General features: G+C 66.4%; 8 protein-coding genes and 1 pseudogene. 6 read left to right on the top strand and 3 right to left on the bottom strand.

The features are described 5' to 3' along the window. The first annotated feature begins 99 nt into the window (after positions 1 to 99). From metH to J4G12_04115, 4 genes are all read left to right on the top strand, one after another. The gene (metH, locus tag J4G12_04130; GenBank protein MCE2454993.1) at positions 100 to 3,897 is read left to right on the top strand and encodes a methionine synthase; all 3,798 of its coding nucleotides are present in this window, start codon (positions 100 to 102) and stop codon (positions 3,895 to 3,897) included. After that, positions 3,894 to 4,766, top strand: coding sequence for a homocysteine S-methyltransferase family protein (locus tag J4G12_04125; GenBank protein MCE2454992.1), 873 nt, complete (start codon positions 3,894 to 3,896; stop codon positions 4,764 to 4,766). The genes metH and J4G12_04125 overlap by 4 nt, the downstream gene beginning before the upstream one ends. 176 nt (positions 4,767 to 4,942) lie before the next feature. Then, positions 4,943 to 5,890, top strand: a complete 948-nt coding sequence (locus J4G12_04120; GenBank protein MCE2454991.1) for an SDR family NAD(P)-dependent oxidoreductase — start codon at positions 4,943 to 4,945, stop codon at positions 5,888 to 5,890. Between the two features lie 144 nt (positions 5,891 to 6,034). Further along, positions 6,035 to 6,988 (top strand): aldo/keto reductase, encoded by a 954-nt coding sequence (locus tag J4G12_04115; GenBank protein ID MCE2454990.1) that lies wholly within the window; start codon positions 6,035 to 6,037, stop codon positions 6,986 to 6,988. Between the two features lie 70 nt (positions 6,989 to 7,058). Here J4G12_04115 and J4G12_04110 read toward each other — a convergent pair. From J4G12_04110 to J4G12_04100, 3 genes and pseudogenes are all read right to left on the bottom strand, one after another. Continuing rightward, positions 7,059 to 8,896 (bottom strand): annotated as a pseudogene (locus J4G12_04110) (von Willebrand factor type A domain-containing protein). Between the two features lie 288 nt (positions 8,897 to 9,184). Next, positions 9,185 to 10,633 carry a hypothetical protein gene (locus J4G12_04105; GenBank protein ID MCE2454989.1) on the bottom strand — a complete coding sequence of 483 codons (1,449 nt, stop codon included), beginning with the start codon at positions 10,631 to 10,633 and terminating at the stop codon, positions 9,185 to 9,187. A gap of 21 nt (positions 10,634 to 10,654) precedes the next feature. Further along, entirely contained in the window at positions 10,655 to 13,561 is a 2,907-nt protein-coding gene (locus J4G12_04100; GenBank protein ID MCE2454988.1) for a TonB-dependent receptor plug domain-containing protein, read from the bottom strand. Between the two features lie 261 nt (positions 13,562 to 13,822). Here J4G12_04100 and J4G12_04095 point away from each other — a divergent pair, with 261 nt between their 5' ends. Both J4G12_04095 and J4G12_04090 read left to right on the top strand, forming a co-directional pair. Then, positions 13,823 to 14,302 carry a hypothetical protein gene (locus J4G12_04095; GenBank protein ID MCE2454987.1) on the top strand — a complete coding sequence of 160 codons (480 nt, stop codon included), beginning with the start codon at positions 13,823 to 13,825 and terminating at the stop codon, positions 14,300 to 14,302. Positions 14,303 to 14,308: 6 nt separating this feature from the next. Further along, the gene (locus J4G12_04090) at positions 14,309 to 15,535 is read left to right on the top strand and encodes a hypothetical protein (protein MCE2454986.1); all 1,227 of its coding nucleotides are present in this window, start codon (positions 14,309 to 14,311) and stop codon (positions 15,533 to 15,535) included. Positions 15,536 to 15,555: the final 20 nt, after the last annotated feature.

Raw genomic sequence — 15,555 nt, 5'->3', positions numbered from 1 at the left:
GGAGCCGCCCCGACCACGGGGCTCCGCCGAACCAGCTAAAAAACCCGAGCTCCGGTCAAGTGCGCACCGCTCCGGAGCTCCCAGCATGGAGGCGGCTCCTTGCCTGCCCAAGATCGAACCGGCCTGCTTCGCCAGGCTCTCTCCGAGCGCATTCTCGTCCTCGACGGGGCGATGGGGACCGCGCTTCAAGCGTACGACCTGACGGAATCGGACTTCCGGTCGACGCGCTTCGCCGAGTCGGAGACGGCTCTCTTCGGGCAGAACGACCTTCTAACGCTCACCCAGCCCGAGATCGTCCGCGAGATACACGCTTCCTATCTCGCCGCCGGCGCCGACATTATCGAGACCAACACCTTCGGCGCGACCTCGATCGCACTCGCGGACTACGGTCTCGAGTCCATTGCGCGGGAGCTCAATCGGAAAGCCGCCCTCCTGGCTCGGGGCGCGGCCGACGAAGCCGAACGACGTGACTCCGGCCGACCCCGCTGGGTTGCGGGCGCCATAGGACCCACCAACCGCACCGCATCCATCTCCGCCGACGTTTCGGATCCGGGTGCGCGCACAATCACCTTCGACGACCTGCGCCACGCCTACGCCGAGCAGGCCCTCGCTCTGATCGATGGCGGCGCCGATCTCCTCCTTGTCGAGACGGCCTTCGACACCCTGAACGCCAAGGCGGCGCTCTTCGCCATTTCGGAGGTGCTCGCCGAACGCGGCACCGACCTCCCTGTGGCGGTCTCCGGTACCATTACCGACCTTAGCGGTCGCACCCTCTCCGGCCAGACTGCGGAAGCCTTCTACCACTCGGTCTCCCACGGCGTCCAGCCGGGTCCGGGCCGGAGCTCCGGGCTCCTCGCGGTCGGTTTCAACTGCGCTTTGGGCGTGACCGAGCTTCGTCCCCACGTGCGCGCGCTGGCCGAGGTGGCTTCAGTTCCCGTACTCTGCTATCCGAACGCCGGCCTGCCCGACGAGCTGGGGGAGTACAACGACACGCCGGAGTTGATGGCGGAGGCGATGGCCGAACTCGCTGCGGAGGGGGTCCTCAACATCGTGGGAGGCTGTTGCGGAACGACCGCCGAGCATGTGGCGGCGATGGCGGAGGCGGTAAGGGGCGTGCCGCCGCGCAGGATCGCCCATCCGCCCCGACTCACCCGCCTCTCCGGCCTCGAACCGTTCGTGGTCAACCCGGGCGGGGCGTTCTTCGTCAACGTCGGCGAGCGCACCAACGTCACCGGGTCGCGGAAATTCGCCCGCCTCGTGCGGGAGGAAAGCCCGGAGGTCGTCGCCGTGGCCCGAGAGCAGGTGGAGGGCGGCGCCCAGGTGGTCGACGTGAACATGGACGACGCGCTTCTCGACTCCGCGACCGAGATGACGCGCTTCCTCAACCTCGTCGCCGCGGAGCCCGACGTGGCGCGGGTGCCGGTCATGGTGGATTCCTCCGAGTGGGACGTGATCGAGGCCGGCCTCAAGTGCCTCCAGGGAAAGGGAGTGATCAACTCCATCTCCCTCAAGGACGGGGAGGAGCTGTTTCGGGAACGCGCACGCCTCGCCCGGCGCTACGGGGCGGCGGTCGTGGTGATGGCCTTCGACGAGGAAGGCCAAGCGGACAGCGTCGACCGCAGGGTCGCGATCTGCGAACGCGCATACGCGCTACTCATGGAGGAGGACTTTCCGCCCGAAGACGTCATCTTCGACCCGAACGTCTTCGCGGTCGCGACGGGGATCCCGGAGCACGACCGCTACGCCGTCGACTTTTTCGAAGCCACCCGTCGCATAAAGGCGAGCTGTCCGCACGCGCTGGTAAGCGGCGGAGTGAGCAACGTCTCATTCTCGTTCCGAGGTTCGCCGGCTCTGCGCGAGGCGATGCACTCGGCCTTTCTCCGCCACGGGATCGAGGCAGGGATGGACATGGCGATCGTCAATGCCGGTGCGCTGCCCATCTACGACGAACTGCCGACGGAGCTTCTGGAACCCGTGGAGGACGTCTTGCTCGCGCGCCGTCCCGCTGCGACCGAACAGTTGGTCGAGATCGCCCAGGAGCTGCGCGGCGCCGTCCGCGCCGACGACGGGCGAACGCCCAAGTGGAGAGGCCTTCCGCTCGAGGAGCGCATCTCCCATGCGCTCGTTCACGGTATCGACGGGTTCATCGAGAGCGACGTCGAGGAGGCCAGGCAGCTGCTGGGCGTTGCGCTGGCGGTCATAGAAGGGCCGCTCATGGCCGGCATGGACCGCGTGGGCGAACTCTTCGGTTCGGGGCGCATCTTTCTTCCGCAGGTGGTGAAGAGCGCCCGGATCATGAAGAAGGCGGTCGCAGAACTCACACCCCATCTCGAACGCGAGCGGCGGGAGAGCCTCGACGGCGGCGACGCCGGCAGAGCCGACGAAGACGCGGAAGGCGGCGGCGATCTCGGACGAGGCCGCGGCGGGTTCGGACACAAGGGACGCATTCTGCTGGCGACGGTGAAGGGCGACGTTCACGACATCGGCAAGAACATCCTCGCAGTCGTTCTCCGCTGCAACGGCTACGAGGTGATCGATCTGGGCGTCATGGTGCCCGCCGAGCGCATCCTGGAGACCGCGCGCCAACGGGAGGTCGACATCATCGGTCTCTCCGGCCTCATCACACCCTCCCTGCGTCAGATGATGCTTTTCGCCCGCGAAATGGAAAGGCAGGAGCTGAACCTGCCGCTCCTCATCGGGGGCGCCACCACATCGCGAACCCATACGGCGCTCCGCATCGAGCCCGAGTACACCCTGGGCCCGGCGGTCCATGTCGCCGACGCCTCCCGCGCCGTCGGCGTCGTCGGCGCGCTCTTCGATCCCAAGCGCAGGCGGGACTACGTTTCGAACGTCCGAGACGAGTACGACGCCCTCCGTCGCCGGCCCGGACGAAAAGGAAGGCGCCCCGCCCTTCTCTCCATCGCTGACGCCCGGGCCTCGGGACCGAAACTCGACTGGACAGGCTACGAGCCGCCCGTTCCCCCACTCCCGGGGGTGCACACGTTCTCGCCGAGCATCGCCGAGCTATCCCCGTATATCGACTGGGGGCCTTTCTTCGCGACGTGGGAGCTGCGCGGCAGCTTTCCTGGGATCCTGGACGATCCCGAACTCGGGGGCCAGGCGCGCGAGCTGCTGGAAGAGGCGGAGCTCCTGCTGGAAACCCTGGAGAAGGACCGGCGGGTGCGGCCGCGCGGGGTCGCCGGACTCTTCCCCGCGTTCAGCGAAGGGGACGACGTGCTTCTCGATGCGTCCGGCGTCGATGGGCCGGTGCGGGTCCCGTTCCTCAGGCAGCAATTCCGCAAGCAGGGACGGGCCGCATCGTGCCTCGCCGACTTCGTCGCCCCGGCCAATGCGGGAAGAGACGACTGGATCGGGGCCTTCGCAGTCACTTCCGGTCGTGAGATCGAGAATCTCGCCGCCGAGGCGTCTGCGGCAGGAGACGATTTCCGTTCCATTCTGGTCAAGGCGATCGGCGACCGTCTAGCCGAAGCCTTCGCCGAACATATGCACGAGCGGGTGCGCACGGAGCTTTGGGGCTATGCCGCGAACGAGGAACTGTCGGCCGACGACCTCGTGGCCGAACGCTACCGGGGCATACGTCCGGCGCCCGGTTATCCGGCCTGCCCCGACCACACTCAGAAGGAACTCATTTTCGAGCTGCTCGACGCCGGCAACCTGGGGCTTCGGCTTACGGAGAGCTGCGCGATGTCGCCCGCCTCGTCGGTCGCGGGCTGGTACTTCTCCCATCCCGAGGCCAGGTACTTCGGAATCGGACGCGTCGGACGCGACCAGGTGCGGGACTACGCCTGCCGCTGGGATCGCCCCCTCGCCGAGGTCGAAGAATGGCTGGCGCCTAACCTGGGTTACGAACCGACAGCGCCGGAGGCGGTCCGATGAATGTGGTCCGCTCCTGGATCGCCGACGGCCGACCGCACCTCTTCGACGGGGGCATGGGAACGGCCCTCTACGAACGCGGCGTCTTCGTGAACGTGTGCTACGACGAACTCAACCTATCCGCGCCTGAGCTCATCACCGAGATCCACCGCGGATACGTTGCCGCCGGTACCGAGATCGTGGAGACGAACACCTTCGGGGCGAACCCGGTCCGGCTCTCCGCCTACGGCCTGGACAAGCGCACCCGGGAGATCAATCGAGGAGCGGCCGGACTGGCGCGTACGGCCGGCGCCCCCGCCGTTGCCGGGGCCATCGGACCGCTCGGGGTCAGGGTCGAGCCTGCCGGTGCGGTAACGCACGAAGAGGCGAAGGGGCGCTTCCTGCCTCAGCTCGAGGGGCTGCTCGAGGGCGGCGTCGACTGCCTGGTCCTCGAAACCTTTTCCGACCTGAGCGAGATCGCCACCGCCCTGGCGGCGGCACGGGAGGCGACCCGGCTCCCCGTTTTCGCGCAGATGACCGTGAACGGGGACGGACGGACCGCCTGCGGCGCGAGCCCCGGACGAATCGCGGCAACGCTCGCAGACGGGGGCGCCGACGTGGTCGGACTCAACTGTTCGGTCGGACCGGCGGTCACCCTCGACGCCATCGAGGAAATGGCCGAGGAGGTCGAGCTCCCGCTCTCCGCCCAGCCCAACACCGGCATGCCGAGGAACGTCAGCGACCGCAAGATCTACATGGCGAGCCCGGAGTACATGGCCCGTTACGCCCGCAGGCTCGTGAACGCCGGCGCCCGCTTCATCGGAGGCTGCTGCGGGACCACCCCCGTGCACATCCGGGCGATGGCGGACGCGTTCAACGGAATGCGGAGGTGAGGCGGGTGGCTACGTTCAAGCATTGTCGTGAGCCAACCCCAACGCCTCTTCAACCTCCGGCGGTGGCGATCCGAGCCGAAACCGGATAGACTTCGCGGGGCGGACGTCGTCCGCAGCAGCACCGGACGCCACCGCCGACCGCGCCATCTTCGCGAGGATCCGTTTCCATGTCCGACATGTCTGCCCCGCCCCTTGCCCGCCGCGTCGAGGTTCGGCCCCGCCACACGGCCACCCTCACAGCCGCCCTGCTCCTCGTTCCGCTCGGCTTCGCAACCGACTCCGTTGGGGCCCAGGTCACCCGAGAGCCCTCTCCGGGCCAGCGGGTCGCGCTTGTGACCGGATCGACCTCCGGACTGGGGAGGGAGCTGGCCATCCGTCTCGGCGCTCGCGGCGATCACGTCATCGTGCACGGTCGCAACGAGGAACGGGGTGCCGAGGTGGTGGACGCGATCAACGCGGCGGGACCGGGAAGCGCTCGCTTCTACCGGGCCGACTTCGCTTCGCTAGCTGCGGTGAGGCGGTTCGCGGGGAGGTTGCTGGCCGACTACGACCGAATGGACATCCTCATCAACAACGCGGGATTCGGCTCCGCTCCCGACGAGCGACTCCTCACCGACGACGGGCACGAATACCGTTATCAGGTCAACTACCTCTCCCCCTTCCTGTTGACACGGATGCTCTTGCCGAGGCTCCGTTCTAGCGCTCCGTCGCGCATCGTCAACGTGTCGTCGGGAGCCCAGACGCCGATCGATTTCGACGACGTGATGATCGAGCGAAACTTCAGCGGTCGCCGCGCCTACGCCCAGAGCAAGCTCGCCCAAGTCATGTTCACGCACGATCTGGCGGAGGAACTGGCGGAAACCGGCATCGTCGTAGGCTCGTTGCATCCGGCCACCTACATGCCTACCGGGATGGTGCGTCGGCTCGGAGTGACCCCGCGGTCCACAATCGCCGAGGGCGCCGACGCCGTGATGCAGGTCGTGGACTCCGACGACTTCGAGAGTGGTCAGTACTTCAGCGGCCTTCGACCGGCCCGCGCGAACGACCAGACCTACGACCCGGAGGCCCGAGCCAGGTTGAGACGGTTGAGCGAAGAACTGACGGGAGTGGGGGCGGGAAGGTAGCGAACTGCCGGTCGGGCGGTGTCTCTTGTGATCCGGGACGGTCCGGGCCATCTTTTGTTTAGCGGTGGGAACCGCAGACCCGACGCAGGAGACGGGTTCGTGCCGCCCGCCCTTCGTAAACCATGGCCCGAGAAACAAGGAACGATGAAGCTCACACGACGCGATTGGCTCAAGCTCACCGCCGGAAGCGGCGCGGGATTCGCCCTCACCCCTACCCTGCTCCAGGCGCTGACGCGTCAGGAAATCATGACCCGGGCCGTCCCCGGTACGAGCGAAATGCTCCCGGTCGTCGGTCTGGGCAGCTCGGCCACCTTCTCGCGGGTGGCTCGAAGCGACGATGTGAGCGCGATCCGGGCCGTGCTCCAGACCTTCGTGGACAACGGCGGCTCGGTGTTCGACACCGCACCGTCCTACGGGGCTTCCGAGGAGGTGGCGGGCGAAGTGGCCAACGACCTCGGCATTCAGGATCGCATTTTCTGGGCGACCAAGGTGAACGTGGCGGGTCGCGGCGGCGGAAGCGCCGATCCGGACGAGGCCCGTGCTCAGGTCCGCCGCTCCTTCGACCGTTTCCGGCTCCCGGTCGTCGACCTCATCCAGGTACACAACCTGGGCGATCCTCCGACCCAGCTCGGCATCCTCAAGGAGGAAAAAGAGGCCGCTCGGGTTCGGTACATCGGCATCACAAGCACGAGCGAGCGACGCTATCCCGATCTCGCGGCGGTGATGCGCAACGAGCCCATCGACTTCATCGGCGTCGACTACGCCGTCGACAACCGAGCTTCCGCCGAGGAGATCCTGCCCTTGGCCAGGGAGCGCGGCATCGGTGTGCTGATCTATGCCCCATTCGGACGCACCCGGTTGTGGAATCGGGTAAGCGGACGCGACGTTCCCGAATGGGCCGGGGAGTTCGACGCGCACAGCTGGGCTCAGTTCTTTCTCAAGTTCGTCCTGGCGAACGAGGCCGTGACCGTGGTCACGCCCGCGACCAGCCGACCCGAGCACATGGTCGACAACCTCGGTGCGGGGATGGGCGGGCTTCCCGACGAGGACCAGGTCGAGCGCATGGTCCGGTTGGTGGAGGATCTGCCGCCGGCGTAAGGCGGAGGGTCAGTCGGAGGCGGAACCGGGCCGGGGGAACCTGATCACCTGGCCAACCTTTTCGTACGTGCTAGTGTCGCCCGTCCGTTTCCTCCGCCTCCTTGAGCAGCCCCAGGTCTCGCGTCGTTTCCACCAGCCGGATGAACTCGCCCCGGTAGCCGCGCGGGTCATCCCCCTTGCCTCTCTCGGCCAGCTTCACGACATCGTCGAGTGAGAAGGTCCCGGCATAGGGTGAGTCGCGCAGCAGCATGCCGAAGCCCGCCACCGCGGTCGCGAAGCGAAAGTCGGTGGAAGGCATCCCGCTCCGGTCGGCGACAGCGTGTTCGAGAAGCCTGCTCTTCTCCCCGTCGGGATCCTTGTAGCGGATCTTGACGTACAGCATCTCGCCTTCGAACTCGCTGAGCGGCGGGTGGTCCGCCTGCGGCTGGTAGCGCAGATCGTCGACTTCACTCTCGCGCGGCACCTCGACGCCCGCAGGCACCACCTCGTAGAGCGCGGTCACGGTGTGTCCGGCCCCGAGGTCGCCCGCGTCCTTGGTGTCGTCGTTGAAATCCTCGTCGGCCAGCAGCCGGTTCTCGTACCCTATCAGGCGATAGCCCTCCACCCGCGCCGGATTGAACTCGATCTGCAGCTTCACGTCCTTGGCCAGGGTGAGGAGCGTTTGCGGGCCTCGAGCAGGCCGTCGACGTAGTGGAAGTTGCCGTTCCCGTGGTCGGCGATCTGCTCCATCTTGGAGTCCTTGAGGTTGCCGGTGCCGAATCCAAGCACGGTCAGGAAGACGCCGCTTTCGCGCTCTCTCTCGATGAGCCGCACCATCTCGCCGTCGCTGGAGGCGCCCACGTTGAAGTCGCCGTCGGTGGCCAGGATGACGCGGTTATTGCCGCCGTCGATGAAATACTCGCGGGCCGTCTCGTAGGCGAGCTTGAGACCTTCGCCTCCGGCGGTGCTGCCGCCGGCCTGCAGCCGTTCGAGCGCGGCCAGGATCTTGTCCTGCCGGTTGCCGGGGGTGGAATGAAGCACAAGCCCGGCAGCGCCCGCGTATACCACGATCGCGACCCGGTCCTGCGGCCTCAGCTGGTCGACAAGCAAAGAGAACGCCTTCTTGAGGAGCGGCAGCTTGTTGCTCGGTTCCATCGATCCGGACACGTCCAGCAGGAAGACCAGGTTGCTGGGCGGGAGATCCTCGGTGTCGATCGACTGCGCGTGCAGCCCGATGCGAACCAGCCGATGCTCCCGCTTCCAGGGCGCCTGGGTCACCTCGGTGGTCACGGCGAACGGGTGCTCGCCAGACACGTCGTCCCACTCGTAGGGGAAGTAGTTGACCATCTCCTCGATGCGGACCGCGTCGATGGGCGGGCGCTCGCCGTCCTGGATGAAACGGCGCACGTTGGCGTAGGAGGTCGAGAAGGTGGAGAGCGGGGACGCGCTGACGAGCTTGAAGTCGTTCTCGTCGATGTGGGCGTAGGATTCGGTGTTGAAATCGGCCACGCTCACCAAGGGCCACGGTCCGCCCTTCGTCCTGAAATACACTTCGCCCACCGCTCCGGAGACTAGCATCTCGTCAAGGCTGACGGTCGAAATCTCGAGCGCGAAGTCGGCCACCGTGGTCTGGCCCGCCGTGACGGTGACCTGCTTCTCCTGAGTCACGTAGCCGATGACCACCACCCTCACGGTGTGGTCTCCGGCGGGTACGTTGGTCAGAAAGTAGCGGCCCGTCGTCAGGTTGGTCAGTGCGCTGAGCTCGGTTCCCTCCACCACGACCGAGACCTGGTGCAGCGGCTGGCCCGTGGTCGCGTCGGTGATCGTGCCTTCGATCGCCCCTGTCGGCGTCTGGGCGGTTACCGGGCCGGGAGCCGCCAACGCGAGCAGCATGAGCATACCGGCAGTTCGAACGACGTAGGTTCCCATAGTCCCCTCCCGGGTTCTGGGATGGATGAGGGCAACGCCCGGATGGCGGCCGCCATGGCTTCAAGCCATACCGATTGATACCTGCCGGGATCGGGAAGGTTGCCGATCCGGGGAGATTCGGCGGTTCGCACGGCTGGTACCCAGTCGAAGGTCGCGAAGGGCTTCAGGGTCCACGCCCAAGCCCCTCCGGCCCAAGCCGTTCAGGTCTGCAAGAGGGCGACCCGCCGACACCGATTCCTGCGATGCCGGCGGGTCCGCACCACACCTGGCGGTGCGTGGACAAGGCTCCTAGTTCAGGAAGGGCGACACCCCGTTCGCGACGAGCACCTTGTTCATGTCGACGTTTACGGTGACCACGTCGGTAAGAAGCGTACCGTCGGGCCCGTAGGGCGAGGCGGGTGTGAAGAAGTCCATGGTCTCTCCCGCAGGGATGTAGCCGGGAACCACCGGCTCCGTTCCCGGGCCGCCCGGATTGATGTTCGGATTCGCGTCGATCTCGCGCTGCATCATCGGCAGCCGGATCCCAAGGTCCGACATCCTCCGCCCTTCCAGGAAGAGTATCTCCTGTCGCGCGAGGTGGAGGGCGTGCCAGAGCGCGTCGGTGTCGCCGACCGGAATCGCCGCGACCGAGTCGGGGTCGAGCGAGGTCGACGAGAGTTCGGGCACCGCCACCTCGCTCCCGTTGCGGTTGAGCACCAGCCCTGACCGGATCGGGCTCTCGTCGTCCGCCCGAACCTTGATCGCCGCGTCGCGTGGCCGGATGGAGAGATCGGCGTTCAGGCGCTGGTCGTTGTCGATGAACGAAGTGGTCCCTCGGCTCAGCGCGAGTCGCAGCCCCCGCGCCAGTTCGGCCCGGCCGGCGACGAAGTCGCCACCGGCGAATGCCGCTTCAGCCTTGATCAGGTACATCTCCTCGCCCTTGGCGTAAGCGATGCCGGCTGCTCGGGAGAGGAACTTGGGATCGAGGAAGTCGAGCCGGGGCAGCGGCTGCATCTCCTGCAGCGCGCGAGTGACTAGGAAGGCGTGCGGCGTGTTGGTCAGGGTCGCCGCATCATACTCCTGCAAGTTGTAGAATCCGTCTCCCAGCGCGAGGGCGGAGTTGGCGCTGGAGACGGCGTTGGCCGCATCGCCCAGAAGCCGGTAAGCCCGAGCGAGCGTCGCGTGGGCGAGGCTTCCGGAACCCGTGGCTCCCTGGAGTTCGGTGACCGCCAGAGTGAGCAGCTCCCGACCCGAGAGGGCTGCGCCGTCGAGCTCGACCGGCGCCGCGCTGAAGTTCTCCGCGAGCATGACCAGAGCGACGCCGCGATAATAGCGCGCCTCGGCTATCTGACTCTGGGTGGCAGTCGCGTCTCCGGTGGCGATTTCGAGAACGAAATCCGCCAAGGCACGGAGCTCCTGGATGTTCCAGTACGCCCCGCCCCCACCGGTGCCGGTGCCGTTGGCCACCTGCGAGGTGACCGCGCGCGGGTTGTCGAAGTCCTTGTTGATGCCCGTGCCGTGGATGCTGTAGTTGTCGCTGACGTTCTCCGTGGTCGAAACCACGGCGGAGATCGCACGGGCGAACTGGGCTCGCAGTCCCGGGAGCAGCGCGGCCGTCGGCTCTTCGGCGTTGGCCAGGTCGTCCGTGGTGGTCAGCGGGTTCTGCACGTTGGTCGGGTCGAGAAAATCACAGCCCTGGAAGCCGACGAGGACGGCGATCGCCATGGGCAGGAACGGTCTCTTTCTTGTCTGGTTCATTGTTGTGGTTCTCCTTGTGGCCTAAAACACGAACTCGAGGCCGAACCGGAACGCCCGGTTCGGCGAGGCGGTGATGCTCGATTCTCCACCGAGCTCCAGACCGCCGCCGGTGACGCCGCTGAGTTCGGGATCGACCATGGCCGTGGACGACCAGATGGCCAGATTGCGGACGCTCGCATAGATGCTCGCCCTCTCGGCCCGGTCTCCGACCAGGCTCTCGGGCAGCTCGTAACGCGCGCTCACCTCTCTGAGCTTCAGCCAGTCGCCCTCGTAGAGGAACGCCCGGCGCGCCGCGCTCTGCGAGTACTTGCCGATTCCCGTCCCGGAGGTGTCGTAGCGATCCGGGAAGGTCACGCCCTCGATCTCCTCGCGGCGGTAGATGGCGTTGAAAGTCGCCCACACCGACCCGTAGTCGAAGACGTAGGCGCCGGTGGCCCAGTCCGCCAACGCCGAGAGCGAGAGCCTGTTCCAGAGGGTGAGCTGAGTGGAGAAGGCCCCGAACTGATCCGGTTGCGGGCTGGCGTAGCTGCCGTCCTCCTTGGTGACGAACTGCGTCTCCGAGCCGTCGGCGAGACCGTCGCCGTTGGTGTCGACGGGATGGGTCATCCACCACGTTCCCACCGGCTTGCCCTCGCTGACTCTCTTCTGGGCCTCGATGTTGAAGTCGGCTGCGGAACCCATGTCGGTCACTTCGTTGGTGACCGTGTTGAAGGTACCGCTCAGGCTCCACACGTAGTCCTCGATGTTGAGCACGGTGGCGCTAAGCGCGACCTCGATACCAGTGTTGGCGATCTCTCCGACGTTGCGAAGCTGGTTGCCCAGGCCCGTGGAAGGCTGCTCCGGGACCAGGAAGAGCGCGTCGCTCGTGACTGCGTCGAAGTAGGTGAAGCCCACCCCGATGCGGTTGTCAAGAAGCGCCGCGTCGAAGCCGTACTCGATGGTCGAGGTGACCTCGGGCTTGAGTTCGTCGTTTCCCGGATTGGCGAAGGAAGGCGCACTCTCGCCCCGGAACGGAATGGCGGAAAAGGTGCGGTCGCGGAGGAAGGGACCAGGGAACTTTCCGGTGCGCCCGTACGCGCCGCGCAGCTTCAGTTCGTTCAGGATATCGCCGCCCGGCATGAAGGACTCCTCCGAGATCACGTAGGAAAGCGTGCCCTTCGGATAGGCCTGGTAGGCGATCTCGTCTCCGAACGAGGAGCCGGCGTCGATGCGCACGCCGCCGCCGATGAAGAGCTTGTCCTGAAAGGCGAGCTGCTCGTCGACGAACACTCCGCCGTTGAAGAGCTCCGAGTTGCCTTCACCAGCCGAGACCTCTGCGGCGGACCCGAAGTCCTCGGAGCCGGGGAGGGCGAAGCCGGTGCCGTTCGCGTTGAAGACGGACTCGTCGTCGCGGAAGCCCTGGGCGCCGAAGGTCAGAGCCGAGCTTAGTCCGTCGTTCAACCGAGTCCGCCAGGTGGTGGCCAGGTTGAGTGAGACCGAGGTGAACTCCCTGTTGAACCGCGTCAGCGATCCCGTGGGTTCTCCCGGAGTGAACCCGATCGGCTGCAGGACCCGCTGGTGGTTGGTGCGCGCGTCCACGCCCACCGTGAAGCGGGTCTCCACATCGTCGTTCCAATTGAAGTGTCCTCCGCCGCTCACCAGGAAGCGGTTGACCTCTTCGGTGATGTCGGGGCGCAAGAACATTTCGAGCGCGCCCTGGAGGGTCGATTCACCCGAGAAGAAGAGCGCGTCGCCCACCTCGAAAGTGGTGATAGGGTCGGCGATGGCGGTTCCATTGAAGAGACGGTCGAAGCTGGAGCGAGTGTAGGCGCCGGAGAACTCCACCCGCAGGCGGTCGGAGATCGTCGCCTGCATCCCGCCGGAGAGGTTGTACTGGACCGAGCCGTTCTTGGGCTGGGTTCCATCCGTCTGGTTGATCCGTCCGCTCAGACGGTAGGTGACGGCGGCGGTGCCCCCGTTGACACCCACGTAGTAGGTCTGGGCCTGGCCGTTTCGCCAGTACTGGTCGGCGAGAAGGGTGGCCGGAGCCTCCCCCGCCGCGACCAGGTCCGGGAAGGTGAGCCCCACGTCGAACATGTACTTGAGCTCCGGCACTTCGTAGGCGCGTTCGATCCGCGCCGTCACCTTGGGAGCCCCCGGCGTGCCCCGCTTGGTGAAGATCTGGATGACGCCCGTGGCGGCGTCCGAGCCGTAGAGGGTGCTCGCCGCACCGCCCTTGGTGATCTCGATGCGCTCGATGTCCGAGGCCATGAGGTCGGCCAGTGCGCTTGACTGCTCGCCGCCCGTCCCGGCCGCAGTGGACTGGTCGTTGTCCACGCGCACGCCATCGATATAGATGACCGGAGTCTGTGCGCCGACCACCGAGGAGACGCCCCGGAAGTTGATGAGGCTGCCGGTGCCGGGCTGGGAGGAGGTGGCGTTGACGGTCGCCCCCGCGACTCGGCCCTGGAGGAGCTGAGCCACGTTCTGAACCGGTGCCTGATCTATCTCCGCTGCGGAGATCACGTCCACGGTCGTGCCGAGCGCGCGCCGCTCGGTGGCTTGGCCGACGCCGGTGACCACGATTTCACCGAGCGAGATGGCCGTCTGGCTCATCCGAAACTCGACCGAGACGCCGGCGGGAGCGACGGTGACGGTCTGTGTCGTGCGCTGATACCCGATCAGACTGACGGAGATCTCCGCTGAACCCACGGGAACCGCTCCTAGCCTGAAGAAGCCGGCGGCGTTGGTGAGCCCTCCGATCCCGGTACCGGTCACCAGAACCTGAGCGTCGGCGAGACGTCTTCCGGAGGCCTCGTCGACCACCGTACCGACGACGGAACCGACCTCCTGCGCAGCGGCGGGAGGCGCGTTGGGTGTGAACAGAAACGCCGCGATCAGGGTGATCCCTGAGAGCAGCGCCTTTCGATTTAACGATGTTGGTGACATAGCTTTCCCTTTTGAGTGGGGTGGATGGAGCCCCCGCTCGGCGTCCAACCCGGACACCGGGGGGCACGGCAGTTTCTCGGTACTGATCCGAGCACCGTGCATACGCGAACCGAGCGACATAGTTTCCCGGACCGCACGGTCCGGGCCGTTAAGGCACGGGTCCCCGAACCAGGGATAGGAAGCTGGGCAGCGGTGTATGAGAACGCGTAACCGGTACCATGCCGGTACCGACACCCATCCCCTCCCATTCAGATAGCGACAATGCTCCTTCCGTCGTCTTCCGTCCTGCCTCGGATTCTCCCGCTCTCGCTCGTCCCCGTCCTGATCTCCGGCTGTGACTGGCTCACCGGTCCAGGTGAACCTGAAGAGGTTACCGTGACCGTCACTAGCCAGCAGGTCTCGTCGGCAGTGTTGATCACGTCGCAGGATTTCCTCCTCGTCGAGGACCCGGAGTGCGTCGGTCAGGAGGGCTGCCCTCTGATCACGCACATCAACTCGTCCGACACGACCACCGTCACCCTGCCGTACGAGCGGACCTACCGCCTGAACGATCGCCTGCAGTTCCATTCGCGCATCTTTCCCACGGAAGAGGTCGTCGCCACTATCGCCGTGAACGTGAAGATCGACGGGCGGGACTGGTACAACGACTTCAGGGAACTCCAGGTGTGGGAATCCGTGGGAGTCCGCCAGGCCCTCACCTTCTCCTACCAATTCCAGGCGGCGACTCTCGGGATTCCCTAGCAACCCGTGGCCAAGGCCTCCCAGGGCACCGCGACGCTGGAGCGGGCAAGCTCGTGGCGCAGTGTTCCGCTCCTGCTCTTCGCAGTCGGCTCCCCCTCCTGCACCGCTACTGCGGAGTTCGTCGAAGAGCAGCCTGGTGATCCACTTCCCGGACTGACCGAGACCGAACTGGGCGCATTCCGCCTTGGACGAGCGCTCTTCCAACGCGAGTTCACGGAATCGGAGGGGCTAGGTCCCCTCTTCAACCAGCGACGCTGCGTCTCCTGCCACGACTTGCCCGCAAGCGGCGGTTTCGGGGCGGAGCCGGTCACTAAGGCCAGCCGCTTCGATCCCGCCACGGGTTGCGATCCCCTGAACGCAGCCGGCGGCGATCTCCTCCAGTTTCTGGTGACCGAGCCGCTGCGCGCGGCCGGCGGCGCTCCCGAACGGCGTCCGCCGGATGCCACTCACATGGCCGACATCTTCCCACTTCCGCTTTTCGGCATGGGCATGGTGGAGGCCGTAGCGGAAGAGACCATCCTCGCTCTCGCCGATCCCGAGGACAGCGATGGAGACGGCATCTCGGGGCGTCCGGGGTTCGACGGCGCGGGAGCCCTCGCCCGCTTCGGCTTCAAAGCCACTCACGCGAGGGTGCGGGATTTCGCCGAGGACGCCTTTCGACTCGAGATGGGACTCACGACATCGGGACACCCGTACGAGGAACTCCCGAACGGAATGCCCTTGCCCGCAGGAACGGACCCGACCGCCGAGCCCGAGCTCGCCGACTCGGTCCTTGAGGCGGTTGCCGCCTACGTTCGCTTTTTGGCGCCCCCCGCCCGGCGAACCGAGAGCGATGCGGACCGGACGGCGGAGGGCGAACGCCTCTTCACCGAAATCGGATGCACGAGCTGTCACGTTCCGGTCATGATGACATCGGCCCCCGGCCGGGACAGTGCAACGGACCGTCTCGCCTTCGCCGAAAAGGCCTTCCGTCCCTATTCCGACTTCCTGCTGCACGACATGGGCCCCGAGCTCGCCGGACCGTGTGCGGGCGGAGCCGCTCCCTCCGAGTGGCGAACCACCCCGCTTATGGGCCTCGGATACCGTTTTCAGTACCTGCACGACGGGCGCGTACAGCGAGTGGAGGACGCGGTCCTGTTGCACGGCGGCGAAGCTAGTGCGGCGCGCGACCGTTTCCAGGAACTGAACCGGCTCGGGCGCGACCTGGTTCTTGCGTTCCTGGCCTCACTCTGAGGAACCGTTCTCTCCTCCGC

This window comes from Gemmatimonadota bacterium (assembly GCA_021295815.1).
Lineage (GTDB): Bacteria > Gemmatimonadota > Gemmatimonadetes > Longimicrobiales > Gaopeijiaceae > JAGWBQ01.
Note: the sequence above shows the minus strand (reverse complement) of the source record. Positions and strands in the feature narration are given on the sequence as shown.

Coding starts and splice junctions, on each gene's coding strand:
- J4G12_04125 (MCE2454992.1), top strand. CDS start 3,894: ATGAATGTGGTCCGCTCCTGGATCGCCGACGGCCGACCGCACCTCTTC.
- J4G12_04120 (MCE2454991.1), top strand. CDS start 4,943: ATGTCTGCCCCGCCCCTTGCCCGCCGCGTCGAGGTTCGGCCCCGCCAC.
- J4G12_04115 (MCE2454990.1), top strand. CDS start 6,035: ATGAAGCTCACACGACGCGATTGGCTCAAGCTCACCGCCGGAAGCGGC.
- J4G12_04105 (MCE2454989.1), bottom strand. CDS start 10,633: ATGAACCAGACAAGAAAGAGACCGTTCCTGCCCATGGCGATCGCCGTC.
- J4G12_04100 (MCE2454988.1), bottom strand. CDS start 13,561: ATGTCACCAACATCGTTAAATCGAAAGGCGCTGCTCTCAGGGATCACC.
- J4G12_04095 (MCE2454987.1), top strand. CDS start 13,823: ATGCTCCTTCCGTCGTCTTCCGTCCTGCCTCGGATTCTCCCGCTCTCG.